This window comes from Sphingobacterium alimentarium (assembly GCF_004342685.1).
Taxonomy (GTDB): Bacteria; Bacteroidota; Bacteroidia; order Sphingobacteriales; family Sphingobacteriaceae; genus Sphingobacterium; species Sphingobacterium alimentarium.
Map to the genome: position 1 here is coordinate 166,045 of NZ_SMBZ01000001.1, position 24,438 is coordinate 190,482.

Here is a 24,438-nt window from a genome sequence, read left to right on the forward strand (position 1 = left end):
TTTTAGAAGGATGATATTCTGTTGCTATCTCCAATTGTAGCGCATAGTCACCCCATACGTGCGCTGATCACCCACTACGCCAGCATATTGTCCAAAGTTTCCGGGTGCGGCCAGCAATTGTTCATAATAATCTTTGTCAGCAATGTTTCTACCCCACACGATAACGGATAGTCCATTGCTTCCGCGGAATCCAATACGGCTATTCAGTAAGGTATATGCATCAATATTCAAATAGGCAGATGGTGAAGGACTAGAGGAAAATCTGGAACGATAAAAAGCGTCTACCCCCAAGAAATAGGTGCCCGAAAGACTCAGGAAATTACCTTTTGTTGTCAATTCGGGCGCAAGGGTCCAAGAATATTTGGAAATACCCGGCAGCTGTCCACCCGACACATCCTTAAATGCCTGTGCACCCCCTACTTCTTCCAAGGGAACTGGCGCATTCGTAAAGGTATCATAGCGCCCATCGGTATAAGCGAATGCTGCATTGATACGCAGGAAACTAGTCGCACGAAGACTTCCATCTAATTCTAGGCCTCTTACACTAACTTTTTCTGCATTTGCCAAGTAACCCCTGTTCACCCCTGGATCTGGAGTTTGTACTTGGGTTTGATAATCTTTAATATGTGTTTGGAAGAGTGTTACGTTGAAAAATGCATTTTGTATAGGATTCGTTTTCACACCGAGTTCGTAGTGATTTACAGATTCGGGTTTGACTTCCGCTAATGCAGTAGCTACCTCACCCTCGATTACTGGCAATCCTCCAACATTAATGCCGATGGGTTTATAGCTTTTTGAATACGTAGCAAACGCACTATAATTTGGTGTAAATCTATACTGTAAGGATAATTGACCCGATAAGTTTCCGGCATCGGCATCCACATCAAATTGTTGATTCGAATAAATACCTTTTACGGAGGCCAATTGTGCATCGGTATATGTTATTTGATTATCGATGTAGTTGACGCGATCATAATGCGCGACTTTCTTATCGTAATTGTATCGAATACCGGGTAATAGGTGAAGCTGGTCTGTGATGGCCCAATCTAACTGACCGAATACTGCCAAGCTGGTGCTTTTGATTCCATACTTTGTGCGGATGCCCACTCTGTCAATTAAACCGGGGGCCCACTGTGTTGCTGTAGCCGCATTCTGCTGAAAACGCCACAATGCATCTCCTGCTTCTTCTGTATGCACAGGATCGGTTCGGAGATCTTGCCACAGGCCAAAAACACCCACGGTGGCGCTGATTTTCTCATTGATATCGCCCGAATACCTGAATTCTTGCGAATATTGATCATGTGTAGAATTACCAGATGAAATCGTATAAACCGGAATTCCTAGATAATCCCTATCATTCAAAGGGATCCAATCCCAATAGCGCCAAGCCGTAGTCGAGGTCAATGTACCGTTCCCTAGTTTGTAATCTACGTTAAACGAAATTCCTCCCAATTCATTATCTGCTTTAGAACGCGTATCCAAATCCACTTTACGCTCGAACGCACTCTTATACGGAATTTCATAGCCTAAGTCTTTAATTATACTTTTGAACTGTCTGTATTCCGCACGCTGATTTTGAACAACACCGGCGACCGCCCATCCATATCCGTCAGGCCTTTGTTTCGTCACATCCCCTGCCAAAGTAATCTTCAGGTTGTCATTCGGTGTGAACAGCAGTTGTCCGCGTACGCCTAAATTATTTATATCATTTATCGAGCGTTCTGAATTCACATTATATAATAACCCATCGCGTTGTGTTCCGGAGAATGAAATTCGCGCCGCCAATTTATCTTTTATAATTGGTCCGGTAATAGAAGCTTTGCCTTGTACATATCCGTAGTTACCATAACTTACCTCAAAATTTGCTCCGGGTATAAAAGAAGGAAGTCGGGAGGTAATATTGAAAGCTCCTGCCGTCGTATTTTTACCGAATAACGTTCCCTGCGGACCACGTAACACTTCAATTTGCTCGATATCAATAAAGTCTAAAGCCGTAGCAGCCGGACGCGCTAGGTAAACGCCATCCAAATAAAAACCCACACCTGGATCAATACCATCATTCGTCAACCCATACGTAGATCCCAGACCACGAATATTCAATGTAGTATTGCGCGCATTCGAAGCATATAACTGTACGGAGGGTACCACTTCTTTGATACGATTTACGTTAAAAGCTCCTGCATCTTCTATTACATTTGCTTTAACTATCGATATGGGAATAGGCACTTCCTGGATTTTCTCTGTTCGACGGCGAGAAGTGACAAAGACTTGATCCAACGCATTGACGCTTGGGCGCAATGCTATAACTGTCGGAGAATTCTCCACCACAAGTTTTTGCGTTTCATAGCCCAGGTAAGATACAATCAAGGTAAATGGCAACTTTTGACCAGTTATGAATTGAAACTTACCATCCCTATCCGTTTTGACCTGATGTGTGACAGCGTCAAGCTGCACAGTGACGCCCGAAATAGGTTCTTGAGTTTCCGCATCAATCACGGTACCGACTAGTGATGCATTTATAATAGGTTTAGGATTTTTTTGTTGTGCTAGAGCGATTGTGTGGGTGCTCAGAAAGAGAGATAATCCAAATGATATGCTGTAAATAGCTTTAAAATTCATAAATTTAAATCGTTTAATAGGAAAAATCAACAAGTGCCAACGCCAATTGAGAACTTGTTTTTTATTAGACAAAATCAAGGGGAAGCCTCACACTTCCCCTATCTATTTATAAGGATTAGACTATCTACACATTCGCATTTTTCTATTCGAAAGTTCTGGAAGAAATTTTAGTAAGCTACTGTACTGAACATTACTTGGTGATTTGCTGCGTCTTTTCATAAGAAAATTTTAAAAATTAAGGAAGGGTCTTTAAGACCTTTCGTGATTTAACACCTGCAAATATATAAACAAAAAATAAAAAGTCTACTAATTTTATAGATTTTATATACTATTTAATTAAAAGTCTAGATTTTAGATAATGAACTTAACATCAGCATATTGATTAAAAATAAAAAAACCCGCTAAATTAGCGGGTTCACGATAAATCAACCTTAAGTAAGCTACTAATTAAAAGCAGTACTTATTTTCTTCTATAAGCTTGCGAGCAATTCGCTGACGCGCTTCTTTTACATTGAATGGATTAGCTTTGGTAAATCTTCGGATACCCACGAGCATCATATTCAATTCGTCACCTTCACCAAAAGAATATAAAGCTTCTTTCGCTGCAATATTTACTTTATCAATTGTAGAATATAAATATACGCGTGCCATATCGGTAGCTAAGGCAGCTGCCTCCTCACCTTTCGTATGATACAATTTTTCTGCACGCAACAGTACTGACTCAGCCACATACACATAGCCAATGATATCCGCGATATTCATCAATATTTCTTGTTCTTTCGCCAAAGACATCATCAGTTTTTGTACCGCAGCACCCGCTACTAGTAGCCCCGCCTTTTTGAGGTTAGCTAAAATTTTCTTTTCAGCAGCAAATGCTGCATCATCCTCTTCACCAAAATCAGGAATAGACATCAATTCACCGGCAACAGCTTGAGCCGGCCCCATAAGGTCTAACTCCCCTTTCATAGCGCGCTTCAACAGCATATCTACCACCAACAAACGATTAACCTCATTGGTACCTTCAAAAATTCGGTTAATCCGTGAATCACGGTAAGCTCTTTCCATTGGTGCCTCAGCCGAGTATCCCATACCACCGTATATCTGTACCCCTTCATCCACAACATAATCTAACATCTCCGAGCACCACACTTTGATAATGGCACACTCAATCGCATACTGTTCTACCGATTTCAATTTGGCTTTTGCCTCATCCATGCCCTCTGCTATCAAAGTATCATATGTATCATCTATATTTTGACCAGCACGATAAGCAGCAGATTCAGTAGCAAACAATCGGATCGCCATTTCGGCTAACTTGTAGCGCACAGCACCAAATTTGGAAATAGGAAGATTGAACTGAACACGCTCATTGGCATAATTCACTGCTCTAGAAATCACCGCACGTGCAGAACCAATCGTCGCAGCGCCCAACTTGATACGTCCAATATTTAATATATTAACCGCGATCTTGAAACCATTCTCCCGATCGGACAACATATTTTCTACCGGCACAGCACAGTCATTAAAGAATATCTGTCTTGTCGAAGATCCTTTAATCCCCAGCTTATGCTCCTCCGGATTCATGGTAATACCACCAAAATCTTTTTCTACGATAAAAGCTGTTAGATTCTTGTCGTCATCAATTTTGGCAAATACAATAAAAATATCTGCAAAGCCTCCATTGGTAATCCACATCTTCTGACCATTGATCAAATAATGTGTACCTTCTGCATTCAATTTTGCGGATGTACGACCTGAATTCGCATCCGAACCAGAGTTAGGCTCTGTCAAACAATATGCAGCTTTCCACTCTCCTGTAGCCAATTTGGGAATATATTTGGCTTTTTGTTCGGCATTTCCATAATACAGAATAGGCAATGTACCAATTCCTGTATGAGCAGATAACGCTACCGCAAAAGAAAACCCGCCGCCCACTGCATCTGCTACCAGCATGGAAGTGTTGAAACTTTTACCAAAACCGCCATACTCTTCTGGAATAGAAACTCCCAGCATACCCAACTCTCCCGATTTATCCAAAAGGCTTTCCATAAGACCTTCCTCTTGGGCATCGATAGCATCCAATTTATTCAAAACTTCTGTGTCCAAAAAATCCAAACAAGTCTGACGAATCATCTGTGCTTCTTCGTCAAATTCTTCCGGAATAAAAATATCGTTATAAGATGTTTCTTTAATTACAAACTCACCACCTTTTATTGTTTTGTTGTCGCTCATAAGTTTATTATAGGTTTAAATGCAAGCTATAGCACCACGTCTATAGCTCGTTGATTATTAAATTTTTTAATCCAATAGTTCGAATATTCCTGCTGCACCTTGACCTGTACCCACACACATAGTCACCATACCATATTTTTTGTTTCTGCGCTTTAATTCACTGAGTAATTGCACAGTTAATTTTGCACCCGTACAACCTAGTGGATGCCCCAACGCAATAGCTCCGCCATTTACGTTAATCTTTTCTTCATCCAATCCTAATTCGCGGATAACAGCTAAGGATTGAGAAGCAAATGCTTCATTCAACTCATACAAGTCAATATCTTCCTTCTTTAGACCAGCCATTTCCAGCGCCTTAGGAATAGCTGCAATAGGACCAATACCCATAATGCGGGGTGGCACACCAGCCACAGCATATGAGATCAGCTTAGCAATAGGTTTTAGTCCCAGTTCTTTCACTTTGCGCTCCGACATAACCAATACAAATGCCGCTCCATCCGAAGTTTGGGATGAATTACCTGCCGTCACACAACCGTCTGCCGCAAACACAGGTCTCAACTTAGCTAAAGCCTCGATTGAGGAATCAGCACGCGGTCCTTCATCCGTGTCGACGACATACTCACGCGTAGCCATCTTGCCGTCTTTGATGAAATTTTCTTTAATCTTAATCGGCACTATTTCATCCTTAAAAACACCATTTTTGATAGCTTGAACGGCTTTTTGATGCGATTTCAAAGCAAAAGCGTCTTGATCTTCACGTGAAACATTAAACTCCTGTGCTACCGCCTCAGCTGTCAGACCCATTCCCCAATATCTGTCCGGATGTTCCTTAGCTACCTGTGGATTAGGAACAATTTTCCATCCTCCAAAAGGCATACCCGACATGACCTCTGCACCACCGGCAATAATAATATCCGCCATTCCTGTTTTGATTTTGGCCGTAGCGGTCGCGATGGTATCTAATCCCGACGCACAGTACCGATTTACAGTTACCCCGGGCACCTTATCGGTATCCAGTCCCATTAGGGAGATAAACCGCGCCATATTCATCCCTTGCTCTGCTTCGGGCATGGCATTGCCGACGATGACATCGTCAATTTCTTCTTTATTTAAATTAGGCACTGAAGCCACTAAATGCTTTATAACTTCAGCGGCTAAATCGTCCGCACGCATGAAACGAAAACCACCTCTAGGTGCTTTTCCTACTGCGGTCCGATATCCTGCTATTATATATGCTTCCATTTTTTTACTTTTTCTAGTGTGTAATAAGTAGTACTCCTATGGATTGCTTGATGAATTATAAAATCACTCTCCATTCCGTTACTACACCATTACTTCGTTTATCTAAATATTGATTCTTCAATGAATTGGAACGGGAAGAAGTTATTCAAACTTAACGATCATATGCTACGCCTTTGTTATTACCAAACCTATCGACTTAGGCGTAAGCATACGAATACCTTCTAGTCCATCCTACTATTAATTCCTCAACGGTTTACCTTTGGTCAACATATGCTGGATACGCTCGAGTGTCTTGCGCTCAGCACACAATTCTAAGAATGCTTTACGTTCCAAATCCAGCAAATACTGTTCAGAAACTTCGGTCGGTGCGGATAGATCGCCGCCACACATTACCCAGCCTAGTTTTTCCGAAATTTTCTTGTCATGATCGGAGATATATTTTCCGGCACGCATAGAATCGGCACCTACATATACGATACCCAAACCTTGGTTACCCAGCACTTTAATATCTGTACGTGGAATAGGTTGTACATAACCTGCATCAGCTAGTTCAATAGCTTTCGCTTTTGCATCCGCCAACAATCTCCAACGATTCATGGTAATGGCATATTTTCCTTCACGCAGGTAGCCCAATTCGAATGCTTCAACAGCGGAGGTAGACACTTTTGCCTGACCAATAGTCAAGAACCTGTCCTTCAACGTGCTTTGTACGATTTGCTCAGGTTTGTATTCATCCGAAGCGCGTAAAGCAAATTCTTTAGAACCTCCACCGCCAGGAATAACGCCTACACCAAATTCTACCAGCCCCATGTACGTCTCGGCGTGCAATTGAACGAAATCTGCATGCATAGAGAATTCACATCCACCGCCTAGCGTAAGCTGGAATGGTGCCGCTACTACAGGAATAGATGAATAGCGAAGACGCATCGCTGTATTTTGGAACATACGTACTGCCATATTCAACTCGTCATAATCCTGTTCTACAGCCATCATGAAGATCATGCCTATATTGGCTCCTGCTGAGAAATTTTTGCCATCATTGGAAATCACCAGACCTCGATAATCTTTTTCAGCGATATCAATGGCTTTATTTATACCTTGAATCACATCTCCACCGATCGTATTCATCTTGGTATGGAACTCACAGTTGATAATGCCGTCCCCTAAATCAATGATAGACACACCGGAATTTTTCCAAATAGTCTTCGAATCACGGATATGGTCTAATACGATTAATTCTTCCGTGCCTGGAATAGGCTTGTAAGATTTGGAAGCGATATCATAATAGTGACGTACGCCATTTTCTACTTTATAGAAAGATTCTGCTCCGGATTCTAGCATCTCCAATACCCACTGTGCCACTTCGCCAGTTTGCCCAGGCAGTCTTTTTTCTTCTGATTGAATTTTTGAAATCGTCTCCCGCACACCTAAGGCATCCCATACTTCAAATGGACCTATCTCCCATCCAAAACCTGCACGCATGGCATCATCTATACGGAAAAAATCATCCGTAATCTCGGGTACACGCTTAGACACATACTCAAAGAGCGGATAATGCATAGCACGGAATAGCACTGCAGCCTTATCTGTACCCTGCTCATATACTTTCATGCGCTTACGAATATCCTCGACAAGCTTGGTCGCCTCTAAGGTCGATGACTTCACCTTTTGCTGTGAACCATATTCTAAGGTTTTCAAATTCAAAGACAATATTTCCGAGCTACCATCCGCCGCTTTCACCTTTTCATAAAAGCCCTTCTTAGTCTTCTCTCCTAACCATTTGTTGTCCACCATTTTGGTGATATAGGCAGGTAATTTGAAAACACCTTCCGCCTCGTCATTTGGTGCATTTTGGTCCAAACCATTTGCCACATTGACCAAAGTATCTAAACCAACTACATCTGCCGTACGGAACGTAGCAGATTTAGGGTGGCCCATAGCCGGACCTGTATATTTATCCACTTCTTCTACCGTCAAATCAAGCTCTTCGACAAGGTGAGTCAGCGCCAACATCGAGTATACCCCGATACGGTTGCCAATGAATGCTGGCGTATCTTTACATAATACGACAGTCTTCCCTAGCATCTTGTCGCCAAAATGATTGAGAAAATCTATTACTTCCTGCTTGGTATCTGCTGTTGGGATGATCTCCAACAATTGCAAATAACGTGGCGGATTGAAAAAGTGAGTACCACAAAAATGTGCCTTAAAGTCATCAGATCTGCCCTCATTCATCATGTGAATAGGAATTCCCGAAGTATTTGAAGTGATTAATGTTCCCGGTTTACGGTATTTTTCGACTTGATCGAAAACAGATTTTTTAATATCCAAACGCTCTACCACCACTTCTATTACCCAATCCACTTGGCTTATTTTGGACATATCGTCATCAAAATTTCCGGTCTTAATGCGCGACGCATACGACTTACTAAACAGAGGTGCTGGATTTGACTTAATAGCCGTATCCAACGAGCTATTAACGATCCTATTACGTACTGCACTATTTTCTAACGTTAGCCCTTTTGCCTCTTCGGCAGGAAGGAGTTCTCTCGGCACAATATCCAACAACAACACTTCCATACCAATATTAGCAAAGTGGCATGCGATACGTGAGCCCATAACCCCCGAACCTAACACAGCTACTTTTTTAATACTTCTCTTCATAAGTTTATATAGTTATCTTTTTTCTTCAATATCCACTTGAGGCTCATATGCATTAGCCAGATTATTAATCTTCAGCAACATATCACCCAATAGCTTGCGTTCTTTTTCCGAAAACTGGGTTTCCAGAAATTCGTTAAAACCTTTGACCACATCTTTGGCGATCTTGCGTTTCTCCATCCCAAGCGGGGTCAAGAACACCTTCACCGAACGCTTATCCACCGCACTGCTCTCCCGATAGATAAATCCTAAGCTTTCGAGATTAGTCAACACTCTGGATAGCGATGTAGTTTTGACGCCAGTAGAATTTGCGATTTGAGAAACAGGCGTACCTTCACGGTGTATATTTATCAGTATATATCCAGCAGCCTGGGTAAAGCCATATTGTGTAGCAATATTATTATATTTATTCGCTACAGATTGCCATGCGGCTTTTAAGAAGTAGTCAATCGTTTTGTTCTGGCTCATAGTCAATTTGACAAGTGGTTATACTTAAGTTTATTATGCAAGCATAACAAATCTATAGAATTCAATTTAATATTTCAAGTAAATAGTTGTTTTTTTGATAAATATTTGACTGAAATTCGTTTGCGGGATATTTTTGAGCCGATCAAACCTTACAAGCTCGTCGATGTGGAAAACTTTTTGCCCTTGAATATCTGCAGTTTACCAAAAATAAATCCATTGTTATAAACAGTAAGAATAGCTAATATTAGAAGAATCTTTTACATTTGTGAAAACAAAAACAAAACTATGGCACTAGTAAATATCCCTCGCCTAGACTTGCAGCATTATACGCAAGGTACAGCCGAACAACGCGCTCAATTTGTAAAAGACATTGGTAAAGCATTCAACGAAACTGGATTCGTAACTATTGCTAATCACGGACTTAGTCCCGAATTAATTGAAGAATTGTATGCGGTAGTCAAAGCATTCTTTGATTTGCCACAAGATATAAAAGACCAATATGAATATCCTGAACTGGCAGGACAGCGTGGATATACCAGTAAAGGCAGAGAAAAAGCCAAAGATGCTAAGGTCCCAGACTTAAAAGAATTTTGGCAAAGAGGTCAAACCATAGTGGGTGAAGAATATTCTAAAGCCGATTTTCCTGATAACCCTGCAGTAGCTGAATTACCACGATTCAATGAAATCACAGCAGAAATCTATAAAAAGCTGGAAGATGCTGGCCGTAATCTATTAAAAGCTATCGCTTCGTACTTGGAATTGGATGAAGACTATTTTGAGAAATATGTGGTCAACGGCAACTCGATATTGCGAGCTATCCACTATTTCCCTATCGAAAATCCAGATGCTATCGCGCCTGATGCTGTGCGTGCAGGTGCACACGAAGACATTAACTTGATCACGCTTTTGATAGGAGCTAGTGCGGATGGACTAGAAGTATTGACCAAGGACAACGAGTGGTTCCCGATCAAGGCCCATGGCGAAGATGTCGTAGTCAATGTAGGTGACATGCTGCAACGTCTGACCAACAATAAGTTGAAGTCGACGACACACAGAGTCGTGAACCCACCACGCGAATTAATGAAAACGTCACGCTATTCAGTTCCTTTCTTCTTACATCCAAAAGCGAGCATGAGTTTAGCTTCTTTAGATAGCTGTATTTCAGAAGAGTACCCTAAAGTATACGAAGACTATACAGCAGGGCAATATCTAGATGAAAGATTAAGAGAGATCGGATTAAAAATGTAAATAATTAAAAAGGCAATCAGTAAATGATTTCCTTTTTAATTATGATATACTTTCTCTTATTCCCTTCGGAAGAGAAGATTTGATTAATTCATAACTATGATCTATCAGCTGTTGCAATTGGGTCGTTCCAAGTTCTCTTCCGATATAAACAGTATTCCAGTGCTTCTTATTCATATGATATCCCGGAATGACTGTTTGCTCAAATTGTTCTCTCAACTCAATAGCATATGCAGGGTCACATTTGACATTGAATCGTAAATCTGTAACCTGATCCAAACCAATCAAAAGAAATATCTTCCCTCCGATTTTAAAGACTAATGTATCCGGACCGAAAGGCATTTCTTCGGTCACCTGAGGATGTATAGCCAGGCAATAATTACGAATATCTTCAATGTGCATAATAGACTACTTATAGATTTATGCCAGTAAATTTAAGATATCCTTCTGAATTTCAACACCCTTGTCTTCATTATACCACTTTTGAACGACTTCTTTGATTTCATTCATATTAAGCCCCTGCTCTTTGAGGTGCAAGAAAACTTCTTGCAGCAGAGCTGGTCTTGGTCCCCAGACAGCGATATCTAGATCGTTTGCATCACGAATTATAAGCTTCGGTATAGATTTACCCCCATTCGTCAGATAATTATCGATCAGGAAAGGAGCCTCATCACGTAATTGTATATCCAGAGTGATAAAAGGGTGGTCCTTCACGATATTATAAAGCTGAGGAACAGAATGCGCAGCATCGCCACACCAAGGCTCTGTGATGATTATCCATTTTTGTGGAGTAGTGATGGAAGCCATCAGCTCTCGAACAGCTGGCGAGGGTTCGAACTTTTTCAACCATCGGTTGGTTCTCGACCAATTCAGTTTTGTATAATTATAATATTCCTCGTTTGTGTAAGTAGGATAGCTTGCTGGATCTAATAGGACCTGCTCGAAATATTTCAGATAATCATCAAAATTCATAAAAACTTTTCTTTTAAAAAACTGCACAAAGTTAACCTAATAAAAATAATTTTATGTCATCATTTTGTTGCACATCGCGTAATCCTTTTAACCGATATAGTCTATAACTTTGGTAACTGTAAACCTTTAGTTAATGAAATATTTACTTCTCTCCCTTTTCGCGGTGCTAGTCAGCAGCATCAGCTACGCACAAAGCAATATAAATGGGAGAATATTAGATAAAGCAGATCGCACACCACTTACCAATGCTACTGTAATCTTGCTCAATCAAGATTCAATCTTGCAATACCATACCCGTGCCAATGAGGATGGCGCCTTTGAATTCAAAAAAATCAAAAACACAAACTATATACTCATCATCTCCTACCCCAAATTCGAGGTATATTCAAGACCGCTTCAGCTTGAAAAAAACATCGCCTTGGACGAAATATTGCTCAGCTCTCAAGCTAATCTGATCGAAGAAGTTGTCGTAACGGGCAAAATCCCTATTCGGATAAAAGGCGACACGATTGAATACGATGCTGGAAGTTTTGAAACCGAAAAAAATGCCAAGCTCGAGGATTTACTTCGCCGACTGCCCGGGTTGACGGTATCGGGTGATGGCGCTATCACCGCACATGGAAAAGCTGTCTCGAAAGTATTAATCGATGGGGAAGAGTTTTTTGGCTACGACCCCAAAATTGCCATTCGCAATGTCCGCGCTGATGCAGTAGACAAAGTGCAAGTATACGAGCGCAAATCCGAGGAAGCAGAACTCACGGGTGTAGATGATGGACAGCGATTTCAGACCGTCAATGTCGTGCTCAAAGAAGAAGCCCGAGAAGGTATATTTGGAAATGTGGAAGCTAATATAGGCACCGAGGATCTGTATACGGCCAACCTATTTGCAGCAAAATTCAACCGTACAGAAAGATTCGGTGTGACCGCCAATACCAATAACATGGGTGCTTCAGCAGGTGGCCGCGAAGGAAGTTTACGCATGAATAGCCAGATTACAGGTGACCCACAAAACACATCATTGGGTGCAAATTACGAAAATCAGGTTTTCAACAAAAAACTCAACATCAATGGAAATTATAATTTCAATGATGCGAGCAATAGAAACGAGACCCAACGCTATAATAAAGAGATATTGTCGACCAACGATGTCCAAGAGACAAACAGCAAAAGCAACCAAGAATCGGCCAACCAATCGCATAATATTCTTTCGCGCTTCAGGCTACGTATCGATTCTACCTCCAATTTGGATATAGAAATGAATGGACGAATAGCACAGTCCAATAGTGCTAACATTTCTGAAAATTATAGACTCCGAAATGAAACCGATTCGATTCACAATTTTAATAGCACGAGCAACAATCGTGGGGAGAATCAATCCCATGAGTTTCGGTTGAATTATCGCAAACGTCTTAATAAAAATGGTAGGTCCATCAATGTAATGGTCAACAATAATTACGAAGAGTCGGACCAAGAAAGTCAGGTGTATCAACGTACATACTTCCATAAGCTGAATGACACGAGCATTGTGGACCAAAATAGATATACGGATTCGCGTTCGAATAGAATTAACACGAATATTCAATTCTCAGATCGCATTACCAAAGCGCTCACTTATACGATTGGTTATCAATTTGGCTATAATGACAGCAAAAACAAAATCGACGCATTCAATACGAATAATGGATTGGAAGAGTTAGACATATTGTACTCCCAAAATCTGGTCAATCAAGCGACCAACCAAACGGTAGTAGCCAATATGTTTTACAATACCGAAAATATTACCTTAACATTCGCCAACCGGACCAATTACAGAAATCAGGAACTGAATGACTCCTATCGTGATGTGGATCTAAGCCGTAGTTTTTGGGATAATGACCTCAATTTCTCCGGCAATTATAAGATATCAAACCGCAAGAACTTAAATGTTATGTACCAAAATAATTATGACATTCCTTCATTCTCGCAATTGCAACCCTTCCAGCCACAAACCTCCAATTTATTTTTGCAATTGGGTAATCCAGATTTGAAACGCGCTTCTAATAATAGAGTACAGGTCAATTATAATACGATGAGCCTGATGAAAGGTACAAGTTTGAATATCAACTCCTCCATTAGCTTCAAAAACAATCCAATCGTTAATAAACGTACGGTCTCAGACACATTAACCACTAGTACGTACGTGAATGTCATGGGCAGAACCAGTTGGAACACGGGATTGTATGCTAATTTTAATAAACCGATTTTTGATCGAAGAATTCAGTTTAACATTTCTTCTGGAGCCAACTATGCCAATGGATTTAATTATACACGATTTGCAGAAGATGGCACAGACATCAATCTATGGCAATACGAATTAAATAACACACAGAACACCAGTGTATTCACAGGTTTTAGTTTCAATGAGCAAGACTCCAAAGGCCTTGACTATGATTTTAATTGGAGATTAACGGTCAATAATCAACGTAATAGTCTGCAAGAGAATCTAAATTACACCAATTTAAATACGGGAGGCTCTTCGTTCATCAAGTATTTCCTACCCAAACAGTTTAATATTTCAGCACAGATTTTCTACAATATCGAAGGTCCTACTGCCTTCTATAAGCAAAGTATACATCAATTCTACACCAACCTCGAATTTAGCAAAAAGCTATTGAAGAGTGAGAGCTTGGTCGCGAGCGTCAAAGCTTTTGATATTTTCAAGTCCTACAATACGACAAATAGAAATGTTTCGGAAAATGATTTTTCCGAATCTACACAATTGATGCTGACACGTTATGTATTATTTGGATTGAAATGGGATTTTAATAAAAATTTAGGCAAGAAAAAGAATGATTAAGTTTATCACAACCCTATTAACACTACTCTGCATCACTGGTGTGCATGCACAATATGCTTATTTTGGCACGAGGGGAAAGATTGCCTTCGATAAAATCACTTTCACTAAAGCCAGAATACGGAGTATGACCCAACAAATGGATCCTTCTCGGAGCATGCGTTTCGGCACGGGCAACCTTGACAATATGCCAGAGTCCTCTACGCAAAAGCTGGTATTGCATTTTGATGAAAGCAGCACCCTACTCCTTCCCGAAGTTACTGCTGAAAACGCCACGAGCACAGGTCGAGGAAATCGAGGCGCTGGTGGAGGCAATATTCGCATCACCGGTGGACAGGGCAATATATCCGTTCGAGGTAATTCCGGTGGCGGAATGGTTGTCGCCAGGGGAGGCATGGGCTCCAATTCCAAAATTATGTACCAAGATCTCAAAAAGAATATCAGCAACCTGCAGCTTGAAATCGACCAGAAATACACCATTACAGACAGTTTAAACAACATTACTTGGCGGTTTACGGACGAGTACCGAGATATTGCGGGATTTGAATGTCGACGTGTCAATGGCGCCACTCCTGACTCCTTGTACATCGTTGCCTTTTATACCGACCAGATTCCTGTCTCTGCGGGACCGGCATTGACGAGCGGCCTTCCCGGGATGATATTAGGATTAGCCATACCTGAAATGCATATTCAATATTGGGCAACAAAAGTGGACTACACGAACGATACGATTCCTATGGATTGGAAAGATAAAAAAGCTACTCCCATCACCATGGATGAATTTGTGAAGAATATTGGCAGAATGTATCAGCGAGGACGTGACAGTGGTACAGCGCGTAGGCAGGTCTTGGAACAATTAATTTACTAAAAGACGACAATTTGTCACACTAATATGGCAGTATCAAGACATTTTAGGTATTTTTTTTAAAAATTCTAAGCAAATCAGCACTTGGCACACGGCTTGTTATATAATTATCAAATTTTTAGTATTAAGTAAAAAACAATATTCATAATATGTCTAAAATAATAGGAATCGACTTAGGAACTACGAACTCATGTGTTGCTGTAATGGAGGGTAACGAGCCAGTAGTAATCCCGAACAACGAAGGTAAACGTACTACACCTTCAATTGTAGCATTTGTAGAGGGTGGTGAGCGTAAAGTAGGTGATCCTGCAAAACGTCAAGCTATTACAAACCCACACAAAACGATTTATTCGATCAAACGTTTCATGGGTACTTCTTTTGACGAAGCACAAAAAGAAATCTCTCATGTACCGTACACGGTAGTAAAAGGTGACAACAATACGCCACGTGTGGAAATTGATGACCGCAAATATACACCTCAAGAAATCTCAGCAATGATACTTCAAAAAATGAAGAAAACAGCTGAAGATTATTTAGGTCAAGAAGTAACACGTGCCGTAATCACAGTACCTGCATATTTCAATGATGCTCAACGTCAAGCTACTAAAGAAGCTGGTGAAATCGCGGGTCTTAAAGTAGAACGTATTATCAATGAGCCTACTGCTGCTGCATTGGCTTACGGTCTTGACAAAGCAAACAAAGACATGAAAATCGTTGTGTTCGACTGTGGTGGTGGTACACATGACGTTTCTGTTCTTGAATTAGGTGACGGTGTATTTGAAGTTAAATCTACGGATGGTGACACACACTTAGGTGGTGATGACTTTGATAATGCAATCATCAACTGGTTGAACGACGAGTTCAAAGCTGAAAACAACGGTTTTGATTTGAAAAAAGACGCTATGGCGTTGCAACGTTTGAAAGAAGCTGCTGAAAAAGCAAAAATCGAACTTTCAAGCACAACTTCAACAGAAATCAACTTACCATATATCACGGCTGACGCGACTGGTCCTAAACACTTAGTACGTACATTATCTCGTGCTAAATTCGAGACCTTAGTAGCTGATTTAGTAAAACGTACAATCGATCCTTGTCGTACAGCATTGAAAAACGCTGGTTACAGCACTTCGGATATCGACGAAATCATCTTAGTAGGTGGTTCTACACGTATCCCTGCGATCGTAGATGCAGTAAAAGAATTCTTCGGAAAAGAGCCTTCAAAAGGTGTTAACCCTGACGAAGTAGTAGCTTTAGGTGCTGCTATCCAAGGCGGTGTATTGACTGGTGAGGTGAAAGATGTATTATTATTAGACGTGACTCCACTTTCATTAGGTATCGAAACTATGGGTGGTGTGATGACTAAATTGATCGAAGCGAATACAACGATTCCTGCTAAGAAATCAGAAGTATTCTCTACAGCATCAGATAACCAACCTTCAGTGGAAATCCACGTATTACAAGGTGAACGCCCTATGGCTGCGCAAAACCGTACATTAGGTCGTTTCCAATTGGCGGACATTCCTCCTGCTCCTCGTGGTATTCCTCAGATCGAAGTAATTTTTGACATCGACGCGAACGGTATCATCAAAGTATCAGCGAAGGATAAAGCGACTGGTAAAGAACAAAATATCCGTATCGAAGCTTCTTCAGGTCTTTCGGACGAAGAAATCCAAAAAATGAAACAAGAAGCAGAAGCAAATGCGGAAGCGGATAAAAAATTAAAAGAAGAAGCAGATAAAATCAATGCTGCAGATGCATTAGTATTCTCAACAGAAAAACAATTGAAAGAATACGGTGACAAAATCTCAGCGGATAAAAAAGCACCTATCGAAGCTGGTCTTGAGAAATTGAAAGCAGCTTACGCAGCACGCAATTTCGCTGATATCGATACAGCTTCTGCTGAATTAAACAACGCTTGGACAGCAGCATCTGAAGAGATGTATGCAGCTTCACAACAAGGTGGTGCACAACCACAAGGTGACGCTGGTCAATCTCAACAAGGCGGTAGCCAAGGTGGTGATGACGTACAAGACGTAGAATTTGAAGAAGTTAAATAAGTAACTTCTCTATAAATAAGAATCCCCTAAGAAATTTTCTTAGGGGATTTTTTATTTGTAGCATGCTAACTTTTCCTTTCGTTATATATCCATAACCCTACAGCTATGCATAGAATTTTATATTTTCTTTTCCTTACGGTAATACTATTTGGTTGTAGTAAAGATGAATTAGAATATCAAAATGAATTTGATAAAAGCTATAAAGCCTGGCTCCAATACAAACAGAATAACAAAAGCTATTCATACACCGCAAAAACCACATCGTGGATTGGTACAACAACCCATACAACCATTACCATCGAAAACAATCAAGTTTCCAAAAGAGATTTTAAATACGTTAGAATAGGAAGCAAAGCAATTCCTGAAAACGGCTGGACAAAACAATTGGCAATAGAAGCACTCAAAGAAATAGGCTATACAGAAAATGAAATATCTTCTTCATTTGGCAACGAAATTATTGACAAATTGCAATGGGTAGAGAATAAAGAAGATCTCGGTAATAATGGAAATGCAGAGCAACTGATGACCCTAGAGCAGATTTATGATAAAGCTAAAAATGATTGGATAACTAAGCGTCCAAATTCACAAATTTATTTTGAAGCAAAAAACAATGGTTTGATTTCAACTGCCGGTTATGTCCCAGACGGCTGTATGGATGATTGCTTTGTAGGAATAAAAATTATTAGTATTCAGAATATAAACTAAACTTGAACAGAGAAAATGGATAACACTAAGCTTCTATAGACAATATTAATTTATTAGAATGGAATGCCAATTTAACATCCATATCGTCTAACTGTAGTGAAATTTCTCCTTTTATTTCCTTCGCTATCTCTACGATCTTAATGTCTAACATGGTATCCTCCACATAATGAATGGCCGTAAAGAATAAGGCTACCGCCAATCCAAACCGGGCTATTCTTCCAAAAGTTCTATAAAAGTCCATAACGCTAGATTTACCTAACAAATATAAAATATAACTTTCTTGTTTTCAGTGAATTTAAGATAAAACTATTGTTACAAATTACTGTTTTCTATATCCATAATGTCTCAAAATACCCTTATCAAAAACAGTCCAGATTCCTGATGGAAGCTTCGCTTTTTTTAGTGCTTCATTAGTCCATGTATTGCAGGAATAGAACATACTATACGAACCCATTGCCTCATAGAAAGCGTCTGAATCTCCATACTGTGCTGTTGTCTTGATTAGAATTGACTTCTTATCGTCTACAGTTTCCAGACTTTCTAACACATGCTGTATTAGTATACGGTATTGTTCTTCTGTCACTTCTACTTTATAACATAGGTTATCTTCTATCATTTGTGGATGATAAGTCACATGCAATGCCGTCTCGCCTATCCCTACAGCGGCCACAAAGGCCGTTTTGAAAGACAGATCTTTCCATTCCGGAGTATTCAGATAGAATCCTTTATCTCCCCAGCCTACGGCTATCCAATCATAGTCAGAATTTTTACCTAGGGTATTTTCTGGAGGAAAAACACTGCGCCAATCCATCAGGCTTGATGTAGTCGGAAAAACAATGTCTGTATGAACATCATTAGACAGTAGATATATGCTATAGGTTGCTCCTCCTTCGGAAGAATTCGTTGAGTCAGCTGGAATACGTGATAGCACCGCATCGGCCCCAAAGTAGACGACAACAATTAGAAAGAATATACCTAAGATATACAGCAACATTTTTAGGAATTTCATAATTTAAGTCATAAAAAAAGTGCAAGATAAGTCTTGCACTTTATATTTTGTAGAAAAATAATTCCCGCTTAGAAAAGTTTTTCTGGATAAGTTCCTTGAGCAACAAGCGCGGAGATACTTTCCTGAACGATTGTCTTGTCTTCTGGATAGGTAACACCAAACCATTTGGAAGAGGTAGGAATTACTTTAAAATCAGCCATATTATTTTTCACCATATAATCTGGTATAGAAGGAATAAAGAACTCCGCTTTTGGATTGTCTGCATTCTCTTCAACAAAAGCTGGGAATAAATCTAAACATACTTGAAAAACCTTTGGCGAAAAACCCCAAAAATTCATCGAAACACGCGTTTGTGGATCCAAGTCATGTTCTACATCGTCTTCTTTGTACACGATTTTGCGATCATCACCTTCTCCTGTATAGTATATATTTGTACGTTCGTTTACAGACTCCATATTACCAGCAGGGCTTACTTCACATACGCCGCGTGATACGTAGCCATAATCGGACATGGTATTGCCGACTTCAAAACCCATCAATGACATGTGTGTATCGGAGACCTCCTCGGTAAGGAATTTTGCCATCTTTTCGAAAGCATCCGTACCATAAAAATCATCCGCATTAATCACGCAAAAGGGACCATCAATTTTATCTTTTGCACTCATTACCGCATGTGCAGTACCCCAAGGCTTCGTACGTTCTATTACGCGGTCTACACCAAATTTGGATAAGTCAAAATCTTGAAAAGCAAAATCAACTTCAATCTTGCCGGCCAATTTCTCCTCAAATTTGGAACGCATTACTTCTTCAAACTCTTCACGAATTATAAATACCACTTTTCCAAAGCCTGCCTGTATAGCATCATAAATAGAATAATCTATAATCGTCTCACCATGAGGACCGAAACCGTCCACTTGTTTCAAAGATCCATATCGACTAGCCATTCCCGCAGCAAGCACTAATAAAGTAGGTTTTCCCATATTGAAAGTAAATAATTTTATTTTTGGCAAATATACTATTTCTTTTTAAAGAATGCATTTAATATTCCCGTTGCCAACTTGCCCAACAGCTTGACGCCTTCTCGCGCTAACGTTCGACTAGCTTGAGTTTGAGCCGCTTCCAGTGGTGTCTGCCGACGCGAACTACTACTGCGCGTCCGTTGCGATTGCTTTTGCGCTTCAGCCAGCTCTTTTTCTTTGGCCGCCATTTGCTTGTCATGCGCCTCCTTTTCTTCGAGAATCTCCGAGGCTGTACGTCGCCCTACACGTTCCTGATATTTACCATAAAAGTCCGAAGAGCGCACCACCTGTTCATACAATGCTGGATTGCACGGTCCCATGATTGCGCGAGCAGGCACCAAATGCGTGGCCACCACCTCCGTCGGAATACCCTTGTCATTCAACACCGTGATTAAAGCCTGCCCCGTCCCCAGAGAAGTAAGAACTTTGTCAATCTCATAAAATTGAGATGTAGGATACGTCTTGACCGTTTTCCGTAGATTTTCAGCATCATTCGGAGTGAAAGCTCTCAGCGCATGCTGTACGCGATTCCCCAATTGACTGAGCACACTTTCGGAAACATCCGTGGCAGCCTGCGTACAGAAAAATACACCCACGCCTTTGGAACGTATTAATCGAATAATTTGCTCGATTTGAGTTAAGAATGCTTTTGAAGCACCATTAAATAGCAAATGCGCTTCGTCTAGGAAAAACACCAATTTTGGTTTGTCGAGATCCCCCACTTCCGGAAGTTTCTTGAAAAGCTGAGACAACAAACTCAACAAAAAAGTAGAATATAATAAAGTCTGGTCTTGAATATCCGAAATATTCAATAGCGTAATCACCCCTTTACCATCTACACGACCAAATAAGTCTTGTATATCAAATTCTTTTTCTCCGAATATATCCGAAACACCTTGCTGCTCTAATGCGACGATCTTACGCAATATAGCACCCGAGCTGGCAGTACTTATCTTTCCATAATCATCTTTAATTTCCTCCGCTCCCGCACCATCCGACAGGTAGGATAATAACCTTTTCAGATCGGCAAAATCTACTATCGGGAGATTATTATCTTGGCTGTATTTGAAAATCACACTCAATACGCCCGTCTGTGTATCATTGAGGTCTAAGATTCTGGCTAACATAATCGGCCCGAAATCTTCTACCGTCAACCGCATCGATGACCCTAACTTGCCTGTCAACGAAAAGATTTCGACCGGGAAACTCGCTGGAACAAACGGAATACCTACCGCATTACCACGTTCGATCAATGCATCATTGGTTTTTCCTTCCTCGGCTAATCCAGACAAATCTCCTTTCACATCGAGCATAAACACCGGTACGCCCTTATCCGAGAGCTGCTCGGCGATAAGCTGCAGTGTACGGGTTTTACCAGTACCGGTTGCGCCCGCAATCAGGCCGTGGCGATTCATCATCTTCAGAGCGAGATTGACTTTTGCGTCTGTAACGACTTCACCATTTAATATTCCCGAACCCAGTTGGATATACTCCCCCTTTGGACTGTACGAAGTAGTGACTTTTTGGATGAAGTCTTGTACCATAGTTATATAATTTTTTGACTCGTAAGAAGTAAAGATACAAAAATCCTTATTTCAAATAACTCCGTCGAAAGTGCAAAAATTTAATTGCAAAAAAAGATTTTATTTAAAATTTAATCTTGTTTTTGTCATTTTTTCGCAACTTAATTTCCTTTTAATTTGGTTTTTACTTTAAGATATGTATTTTTGACACTATGATGAGCAGATACTCTATGTTTGATAAAGCCAAAAGGATATTAGCAGCTAAGCTATGTTTCTTTGTGTTTTTCACAAAGATGCTCATTGCCACTACCCCTATGTTTGTCGACATCCTTGACAAAGGAACAGTGCTTCAGGTCGTTATGCAGTTGGAGATTGAAACCGCTGCTAAAAACACAACAACCAACAACGAAGATTTACACGAACATGGTATCAAAATATTCAAACCAGAAGCTATCGATTTGAGTTTCTATCCGACTGTAGAAAACAGCGGTAAGCAAAGAAATTATTTGAGAAACGAAAAATCCATCTGTAGCTTTCACCCCAAAGTACCTACCCCGCCTCCTAACTGTTAATTTATCTTTATTTCGTTTTAGGGTATAAACAATGTTGTGCAGTTGCGTTGGCAATTGTATGCACTATCGTGATGATCCTTATTTAATTTTTATTGATAAACTTTAACATTTCTAAATATTATGTTAGGAACTCGTACGTCTGCTTTTCTTAAACTTTCGAAAAGAGACTTAAAATATGACTTTCCAGCATCTATAGTTGTGTTCCTGGTTGCTTTACCTTTATGTTTGGGTATCGCGATGGCATCTGGAGCCCCACTATTTGCTGGTGTATTGACAGGGGTAATTGGTGGTATAGTCGTAGGTGCTATCTCAGGCTCTTCACTAAGTGTGAGTGGTCCTGCGGCAGGATTGACAGTGATTGTTTTTGGAGCCATTACTAAATTAGGCGCTTATGAAACATTCTTATTAGCGGTCGTATTATCAGGCGTAATTCAACTGGTCTTAGGTATAGTAAAAGCAGGTATGATCGGAAATTATTTTCCATCATCTGTCATTCTAGGTATGCTTGCGGCGATTGGTATCACTATTATTCTAAAGCAATTGCCTTTAGCCTTTGGTATGACTGAAAGCAATGCCTTCGACGTGGAAAATGGCGGCGGTATCTCTGCCTTTGCCAACACGGTGTTCTCAAGCATCAATTGGGGAGCAACGATTATCTGTCTGCTGTCCCTATTGGTTCTGATATATTGGCCGTCCATCAAATACCTGAACAAGATGCCTGCCCCATTGGTAGTCGTTTTGATTGGTGTAGGATTTGGCTATATTTTTCAAGGAACAAGCTTCGCCTTATTTCCGACACATTTCGTATCTATCCCTACAGTATCCAGTTTAGCTGAATTCCAAGGTCTATTTGTATTCCCAAATTTCGGAGAAATTCTTAACAAAGAAGTGTGGATTGTTGCATTCACGCTTGCTATTATTGCAAGTTTAGAAACCTTATTAAGTTTGGAAGCGGTAGACAAATTGGATCCCTTTAAAAGAAATTCGCCTACCAATCGTGAGCTAGTTGCACAAGGTGTTGGTAATATGACATCAGGTTTCTTGGGCGGTCTACCGATGACATCAGTTATCGTGCGCTCTTCGGCCAATGTCAATGCGGGCGGTCGTACACGTCAATCAGCTATATTGCATGGTGTATGGTTACTTATCGCCTTATTAGCTATCCCTAGCATCATCAATTTAATACCATTAGCATGTTTGGCAGCAATTCTTTTGCACACAGGATATAAATTAGCTAAACCGGCGTTATTCCAACAAATGTTCAGAAAAGGATTAGATCAATTCATTCCTTTTACGATCACTGTGGTAGCGATTGTGTTCACGGATTTGTTAATGGGTGTGGGTATCGGTATCGTAGTCGCTACATGCTATATCTTACGCGCCAATATGCAAAACGCGTACAAATTTGAGATTACGGAAGAGCAAACAGCGGTACTTACACTTGCTGAAGAGGTGTCATTCTTGAATAAAGTACCCATTCAGCAAAAGCTATACAGCCTTCCTCGATCGGTAGAAAAGGTGGTGATCAATGGTGAGAACAGCAAATTTATAGACAAGGACGTGCTCGAAGTTTTAAAAGATTTCGAACAAAATGCAATGAGCAAAGGTTTAGACATAGAAATGCAAGAGGTCACCTACAAACGAAAGTCCGTTCGTTCGAAAAACAAACTGCAAAAGATAGTTTAAATTTTTAAAAAATTAAATACAAAAGCTTTAACTTGGTCTCTTAGATGGAGACGCTATATAAAATTATATATCAATGGGTAACAAGGAATTAGAATTAGGTTTCGAGAAAATATTACAAGGTAACAGAGAGTGGGTTGATTTCGTTAAAAAGGACGAGTCTGGAAGATTTCAACAATTAGCAAAAGGACAAAGTCCTGAAGTATTGTGGATTGGTTGTGCTGACAGTAGAGTACCAGCGAATGAAATCACAGGTAAAAAACCAGGAGAAGTTTTTGTACACCGAAATATTGCTAATATGGTCATTCACTCGGATATGAGCATGCTATCTGTATTAGACTACGCGGTGAATGTATTAAAAGTAAAACACGTAATCATCGCCGGTCACTACGGTTGTGGTGGTGTAGCAGCATCATTGAGCCGTCAGCAGTTCGGTGTTATTGACAACTGGTTGTGCCATATTAAAGATGTATATCGTTTGCATGCAGCAGAAATCGATGCTATCGAAAACCATGAAGATAAAGTAAATCGTCTAATTGAATTGAACGTAAAGGAACAAGTTTTCAACCTTTGCACAACCTCTATCGTGCAAAATGCATGGAAAGATCGTGATGATCTAGCTATTCATGGTATGGTTATCAACATTGGTACTGGCGAATTGACTGATTTGGGATGTACTTTCACAAATAACGAAGATCTAGGTGAAGTATTCGCTTATAAATAGGATTCACCA

General features: G+C 40.3%; 19 protein-coding genes. 8 read left to right on the forward strand and 11 right to left on the reverse strand.

The genetic code is table 11. The features are described 5' to 3' along the window. Positions 1-24 precede the first annotated feature (24 nt). The 5 genes from EDC17_RS00790 to EDC17_RS00810 form a co-directional block, all read right to left on the reverse strand. Entirely contained in the window at positions 25-2,619 is a 2,595-nt protein-coding gene (locus EDC17_RS00790) for a TonB-dependent receptor (RefSeq protein ID WP_132775955.1), read from the reverse strand. 447 nt (positions 2,620-3,066) lie between these two features. Beyond that, the gene (locus EDC17_RS00795) at positions 3,067-4,851 is read right to left on the reverse strand and encodes an acyl-CoA dehydrogenase family protein (protein ID WP_132775957.1); all 1,785 of its coding nucleotides are present in this window, start codon (positions 4,849-4,851) and stop codon (positions 3,067-3,069) included. Between the two features lie 66 nt (positions 4,852-4,917). After that, a complete protein-coding gene (locus EDC17_RS00800; protein ID WP_132775959.1) occupies positions 4,918-6,093 on the reverse strand; it encodes an acetyl-CoA C-acyltransferase in 1,176 nt (391 codons plus the stop codon). A gap of 237 nt (positions 6,094-6,330) precedes the next feature. After that, on the reverse strand, positions 6,331-8,757 hold the full coding sequence (locus EDC17_RS00805) for a 3-hydroxyacyl-CoA dehydrogenase/enoyl-CoA hydratase family protein (RefSeq protein ID WP_132775961.1): 2,427 nt from the start codon (positions 8,755-8,757) through the stop codon (positions 6,331-6,333). A 12-nt stretch (positions 8,758-8,769) separates the two neighbouring features. Next, positions 8,770-9,222, reverse strand: a complete 453-nt coding sequence (locus tag EDC17_RS00810) for a MarR family winged helix-turn-helix transcriptional regulator (RefSeq protein ID WP_132775963.1) — start codon at positions 9,220-9,222, stop codon at positions 8,770-8,772. 285 nt (positions 9,223-9,507) lie between these two features. Between EDC17_RS00810 and EDC17_RS00815 the strand changes: the two genes are divergently transcribed. Next, positions 9,508-10,470, forward strand: coding sequence for an isopenicillin N synthase family dioxygenase (locus EDC17_RS00815; protein WP_132775965.1), 963 nt, complete (start codon positions 9,508-9,510; stop codon positions 10,468-10,470). A gap of 39 nt (positions 10,471-10,509) precedes the next feature. Here EDC17_RS00815 and EDC17_RS00820 read toward each other — a convergent pair whose 3' ends face one another. Both EDC17_RS00820 and EDC17_RS00825 read right to left on the reverse strand, forming a co-directional pair. Further along, positions 10,510-10,869 carry an MmcQ/YjbR family DNA-binding protein gene (locus EDC17_RS00820; protein WP_132775967.1) on the reverse strand — a complete coding sequence of 120 codons (360 nt, stop codon included), beginning with the start codon at positions 10,867-10,869 and terminating at the stop codon, positions 10,510-10,512. An 18-nt stretch (positions 10,870-10,887) separates the two neighbouring features. Beyond that, positions 10,888-11,439 (reverse strand): thioredoxin family protein, encoded by a 552-nt coding sequence (locus EDC17_RS00825; RefSeq protein WP_132775969.1) that lies wholly within the window; start codon positions 11,437-11,439, stop codon positions 10,888-10,890. Positions 11,440-11,572: 133 nt separating this feature from the next. On the opposite strand from EDC17_RS00825, the gene EDC17_RS00830 reads away from it, so the two are divergent. From EDC17_RS00830 to EDC17_RS00845, 4 genes are all read left to right on the forward strand, one after another. Further along, positions 11,573-14,275 carry a TonB-dependent receptor gene (locus EDC17_RS00830; protein WP_132775971.1) on the forward strand — a complete coding sequence of 901 codons (2,703 nt, stop codon included), beginning with the start codon at positions 11,573-11,575 and terminating at the stop codon, positions 14,273-14,275. Continuing rightward, the gene (locus EDC17_RS00835) at positions 14,268-15,140 is read left to right on the forward strand and encodes a GLPGLI family protein (RefSeq protein WP_243645930.1); all 873 of its coding nucleotides are present in this window, start codon (positions 14,268-14,270) and stop codon (positions 15,138-15,140) included. Before EDC17_RS00830 ends, EDC17_RS00835 begins: the two co-directional genes overlap by 8 nt. Before the next feature lie 146 nt (positions 15,141-15,286). After that, positions 15,287-17,194, forward strand: coding sequence for a molecular chaperone DnaK (gene dnaK / locus EDC17_RS00840; RefSeq protein ID WP_132775973.1), 1,908 nt, complete (start codon positions 15,287-15,289; stop codon positions 17,192-17,194). A 105-nt stretch (positions 17,195-17,299) separates the two neighbouring features. After that, positions 17,300-17,899, forward strand: coding sequence for a hypothetical protein (locus EDC17_RS00845; RefSeq protein ID WP_132775975.1), 600 nt, complete (start codon positions 17,300-17,302; stop codon positions 17,897-17,899). A 25-nt stretch (positions 17,900-17,924) separates the two neighbouring features. Here EDC17_RS00845 and EDC17_RS00850 read toward each other — a convergent pair whose 3' ends face one another. The 4 genes from EDC17_RS00850 to EDC17_RS00865 all read right to left on the reverse strand — a co-directional run bounded on the left by EDC17_RS00850 (position 17,925) and on the right by EDC17_RS00865 (position 21,471). Continuing rightward, complete coding sequence (locus EDC17_RS00850) at positions 17,925-18,140, reverse strand: hypothetical protein (protein WP_132775977.1); 216 nt, start codon at positions 18,138-18,140, stop codon at positions 17,925-17,927. A gap of 78 nt (positions 18,141-18,218) precedes the next feature. Next, positions 18,219-18,908, reverse strand: a complete 690-nt coding sequence (locus EDC17_RS00855) for a TIGR02117 family protein (protein ID WP_132775979.1) — start codon at positions 18,906-18,908, stop codon at positions 18,219-18,221. Positions 18,909-18,976: 68 nt separating this feature from the next. Next, positions 18,977-19,888 carry a nucleotidyltransferase family protein gene (locus EDC17_RS00860; protein WP_132775981.1) on the reverse strand — a complete coding sequence of 304 codons (912 nt, stop codon included), beginning with the start codon at positions 19,886-19,888 and terminating at the stop codon, positions 18,977-18,979. A gap of 35 nt (positions 19,889-19,923) precedes the next feature. Beyond that, positions 19,924-21,471: a helicase HerA-like domain-containing protein gene (locus EDC17_RS00865; RefSeq protein ID WP_243645931.1), complete on the reverse strand. Its 1,548-nt coding sequence runs from the start codon at positions 21,469-21,471 to the stop codon at positions 19,924-19,926. Positions 21,472-21,662: 191 nt separating this feature from the next. Between EDC17_RS00865 and EDC17_RS00870 the strand changes: the two genes are divergently transcribed. The 3 genes from EDC17_RS00870 (at position 21,663) to EDC17_RS00880 (ending at position 24,429) form a co-directional block, all read left to right on the forward strand. Then, positions 21,663-22,022: a hypothetical protein gene (locus tag EDC17_RS00870; RefSeq protein WP_132775985.1), complete on the forward strand. Its 360-nt coding sequence runs from the start codon at positions 21,663-21,665 to the stop codon at positions 22,020-22,022. Between the two features lie 120 nt (positions 22,023-22,142). Then, positions 22,143-23,708 (forward strand): SulP family inorganic anion transporter, encoded by a 1,566-nt coding sequence (locus tag EDC17_RS00875; protein ID WP_132775987.1) that lies wholly within the window; start codon positions 22,143-22,145, stop codon positions 23,706-23,708. Positions 23,709-23,781: 73 nt separating this feature from the next. Continuing rightward, on the forward strand, positions 23,782-24,429 hold the full coding sequence (locus EDC17_RS00880; protein ID WP_132775989.1) for a carbonic anhydrase: 648 nt from the start codon (positions 23,782-23,784) through the stop codon (positions 24,427-24,429). The last annotated feature ends 9 nt before the right edge of the window (positions 24,430-24,438 follow it).

Coding starts and splice junctions, on each gene's coding strand:
- EDC17_RS00865 (WP_243645931.1), bottom strand. CDS start 21,471: ATGGTACAAGACTTCATCCAAAAAGTCACTACTTCGTACAGTCCAAAG.
- EDC17_RS00805 (WP_132775961.1), bottom strand. CDS start 8,757: ATGAAGAGAAGTATTAAAAAAGTAGCTGTGTTAGGTTCGGGGGTTATG.
- EDC17_RS00795 (WP_132775957.1), bottom strand. CDS start 4,851: ATGAGCGACAACAAAACAATAAAAGGTGGTGAGTTTGTAATTAAAGAA.
- EDC17_RS00870 (WP_132775985.1), top strand. CDS start 21,663: ATGATGAGCAGATACTCTATGTTTGATAAAGCCAAAAGGATATTAGCA.
- EDC17_RS00800 (WP_132775959.1), bottom strand. CDS start 6,093: ATGGAAGCATATATAATAGCAGGATATCGGACCGCAGTAGGAAAAGCA.
- EDC17_RS00815 (WP_132775965.1), top strand. CDS start 9,508: ATGGCACTAGTAAATATCCCTCGCCTAGACTTGCAGCATTATACGCAA.
- EDC17_RS00855 (WP_132775979.1), bottom strand. CDS start 18,908: ATGAAATTCCTAAAAATGTTGCTGTATATCTTAGGTATATTCTTTCTA.
- dnaK (WP_132775973.1), top strand. CDS start 15,287: ATGTCTAAAATAATAGGAATCGACTTAGGAACTACGAACTCATGTGTT.
- EDC17_RS00875 (WP_132775987.1), top strand. CDS start 22,143: ATGTTAGGAACTCGTACGTCTGCTTTTCTTAAACTTTCGAAAAGAGAC.
- EDC17_RS00880 (WP_132775989.1), top strand. CDS start 23,782: ATGGGTAACAAGGAATTAGAATTAGGTTTCGAGAAAATATTACAAGGT.
- EDC17_RS00835 (WP_243645930.1), top strand. CDS start 14,268: ATGATTAAGTTTATCACAACCCTATTAACACTACTCTGCATCACTGGT.
- EDC17_RS00830 (WP_132775971.1), top strand. CDS start 11,573: ATGAAATATTTACTTCTCTCCCTTTTCGCGGTGCTAGTCAGCAGCATC.
- EDC17_RS00825 (WP_132775969.1), bottom strand. CDS start 11,439: ATGAATTTTGATGATTATCTGAAATATTTCGAGCAGGTCCTATTAGAT.
- EDC17_RS00810 (WP_132775963.1), bottom strand. CDS start 9,222: ATGAGCCAGAACAAAACGATTGACTACTTCTTAAAAGCCGCATGGCAA.
- EDC17_RS00790 (WP_132775955.1), bottom strand. CDS start 2,619: ATGAATTTTAAAGCTATTTACAGCATATCATTTGGATTATCTCTCTTT.
- EDC17_RS00860 (WP_132775981.1), bottom strand. CDS start 19,888: ATGGGAAAACCTACTTTATTAGTGCTTGCTGCGGGAATGGCTAGTCGA.
- EDC17_RS00850 (WP_132775977.1), bottom strand. CDS start 18,140: ATGGACTTTTATAGAACTTTTGGAAGAATAGCCCGGTTTGGATTGGCG.
- EDC17_RS00845 (WP_132775975.1), top strand. CDS start 17,300: ATGCATAGAATTTTATATTTTCTTTTCCTTACGGTAATACTATTTGGT.
- EDC17_RS00820 (WP_132775967.1), bottom strand. CDS start 10,869: ATGCACATTGAAGATATTCGTAATTATTGCCTGGCTATACATCCTCAG.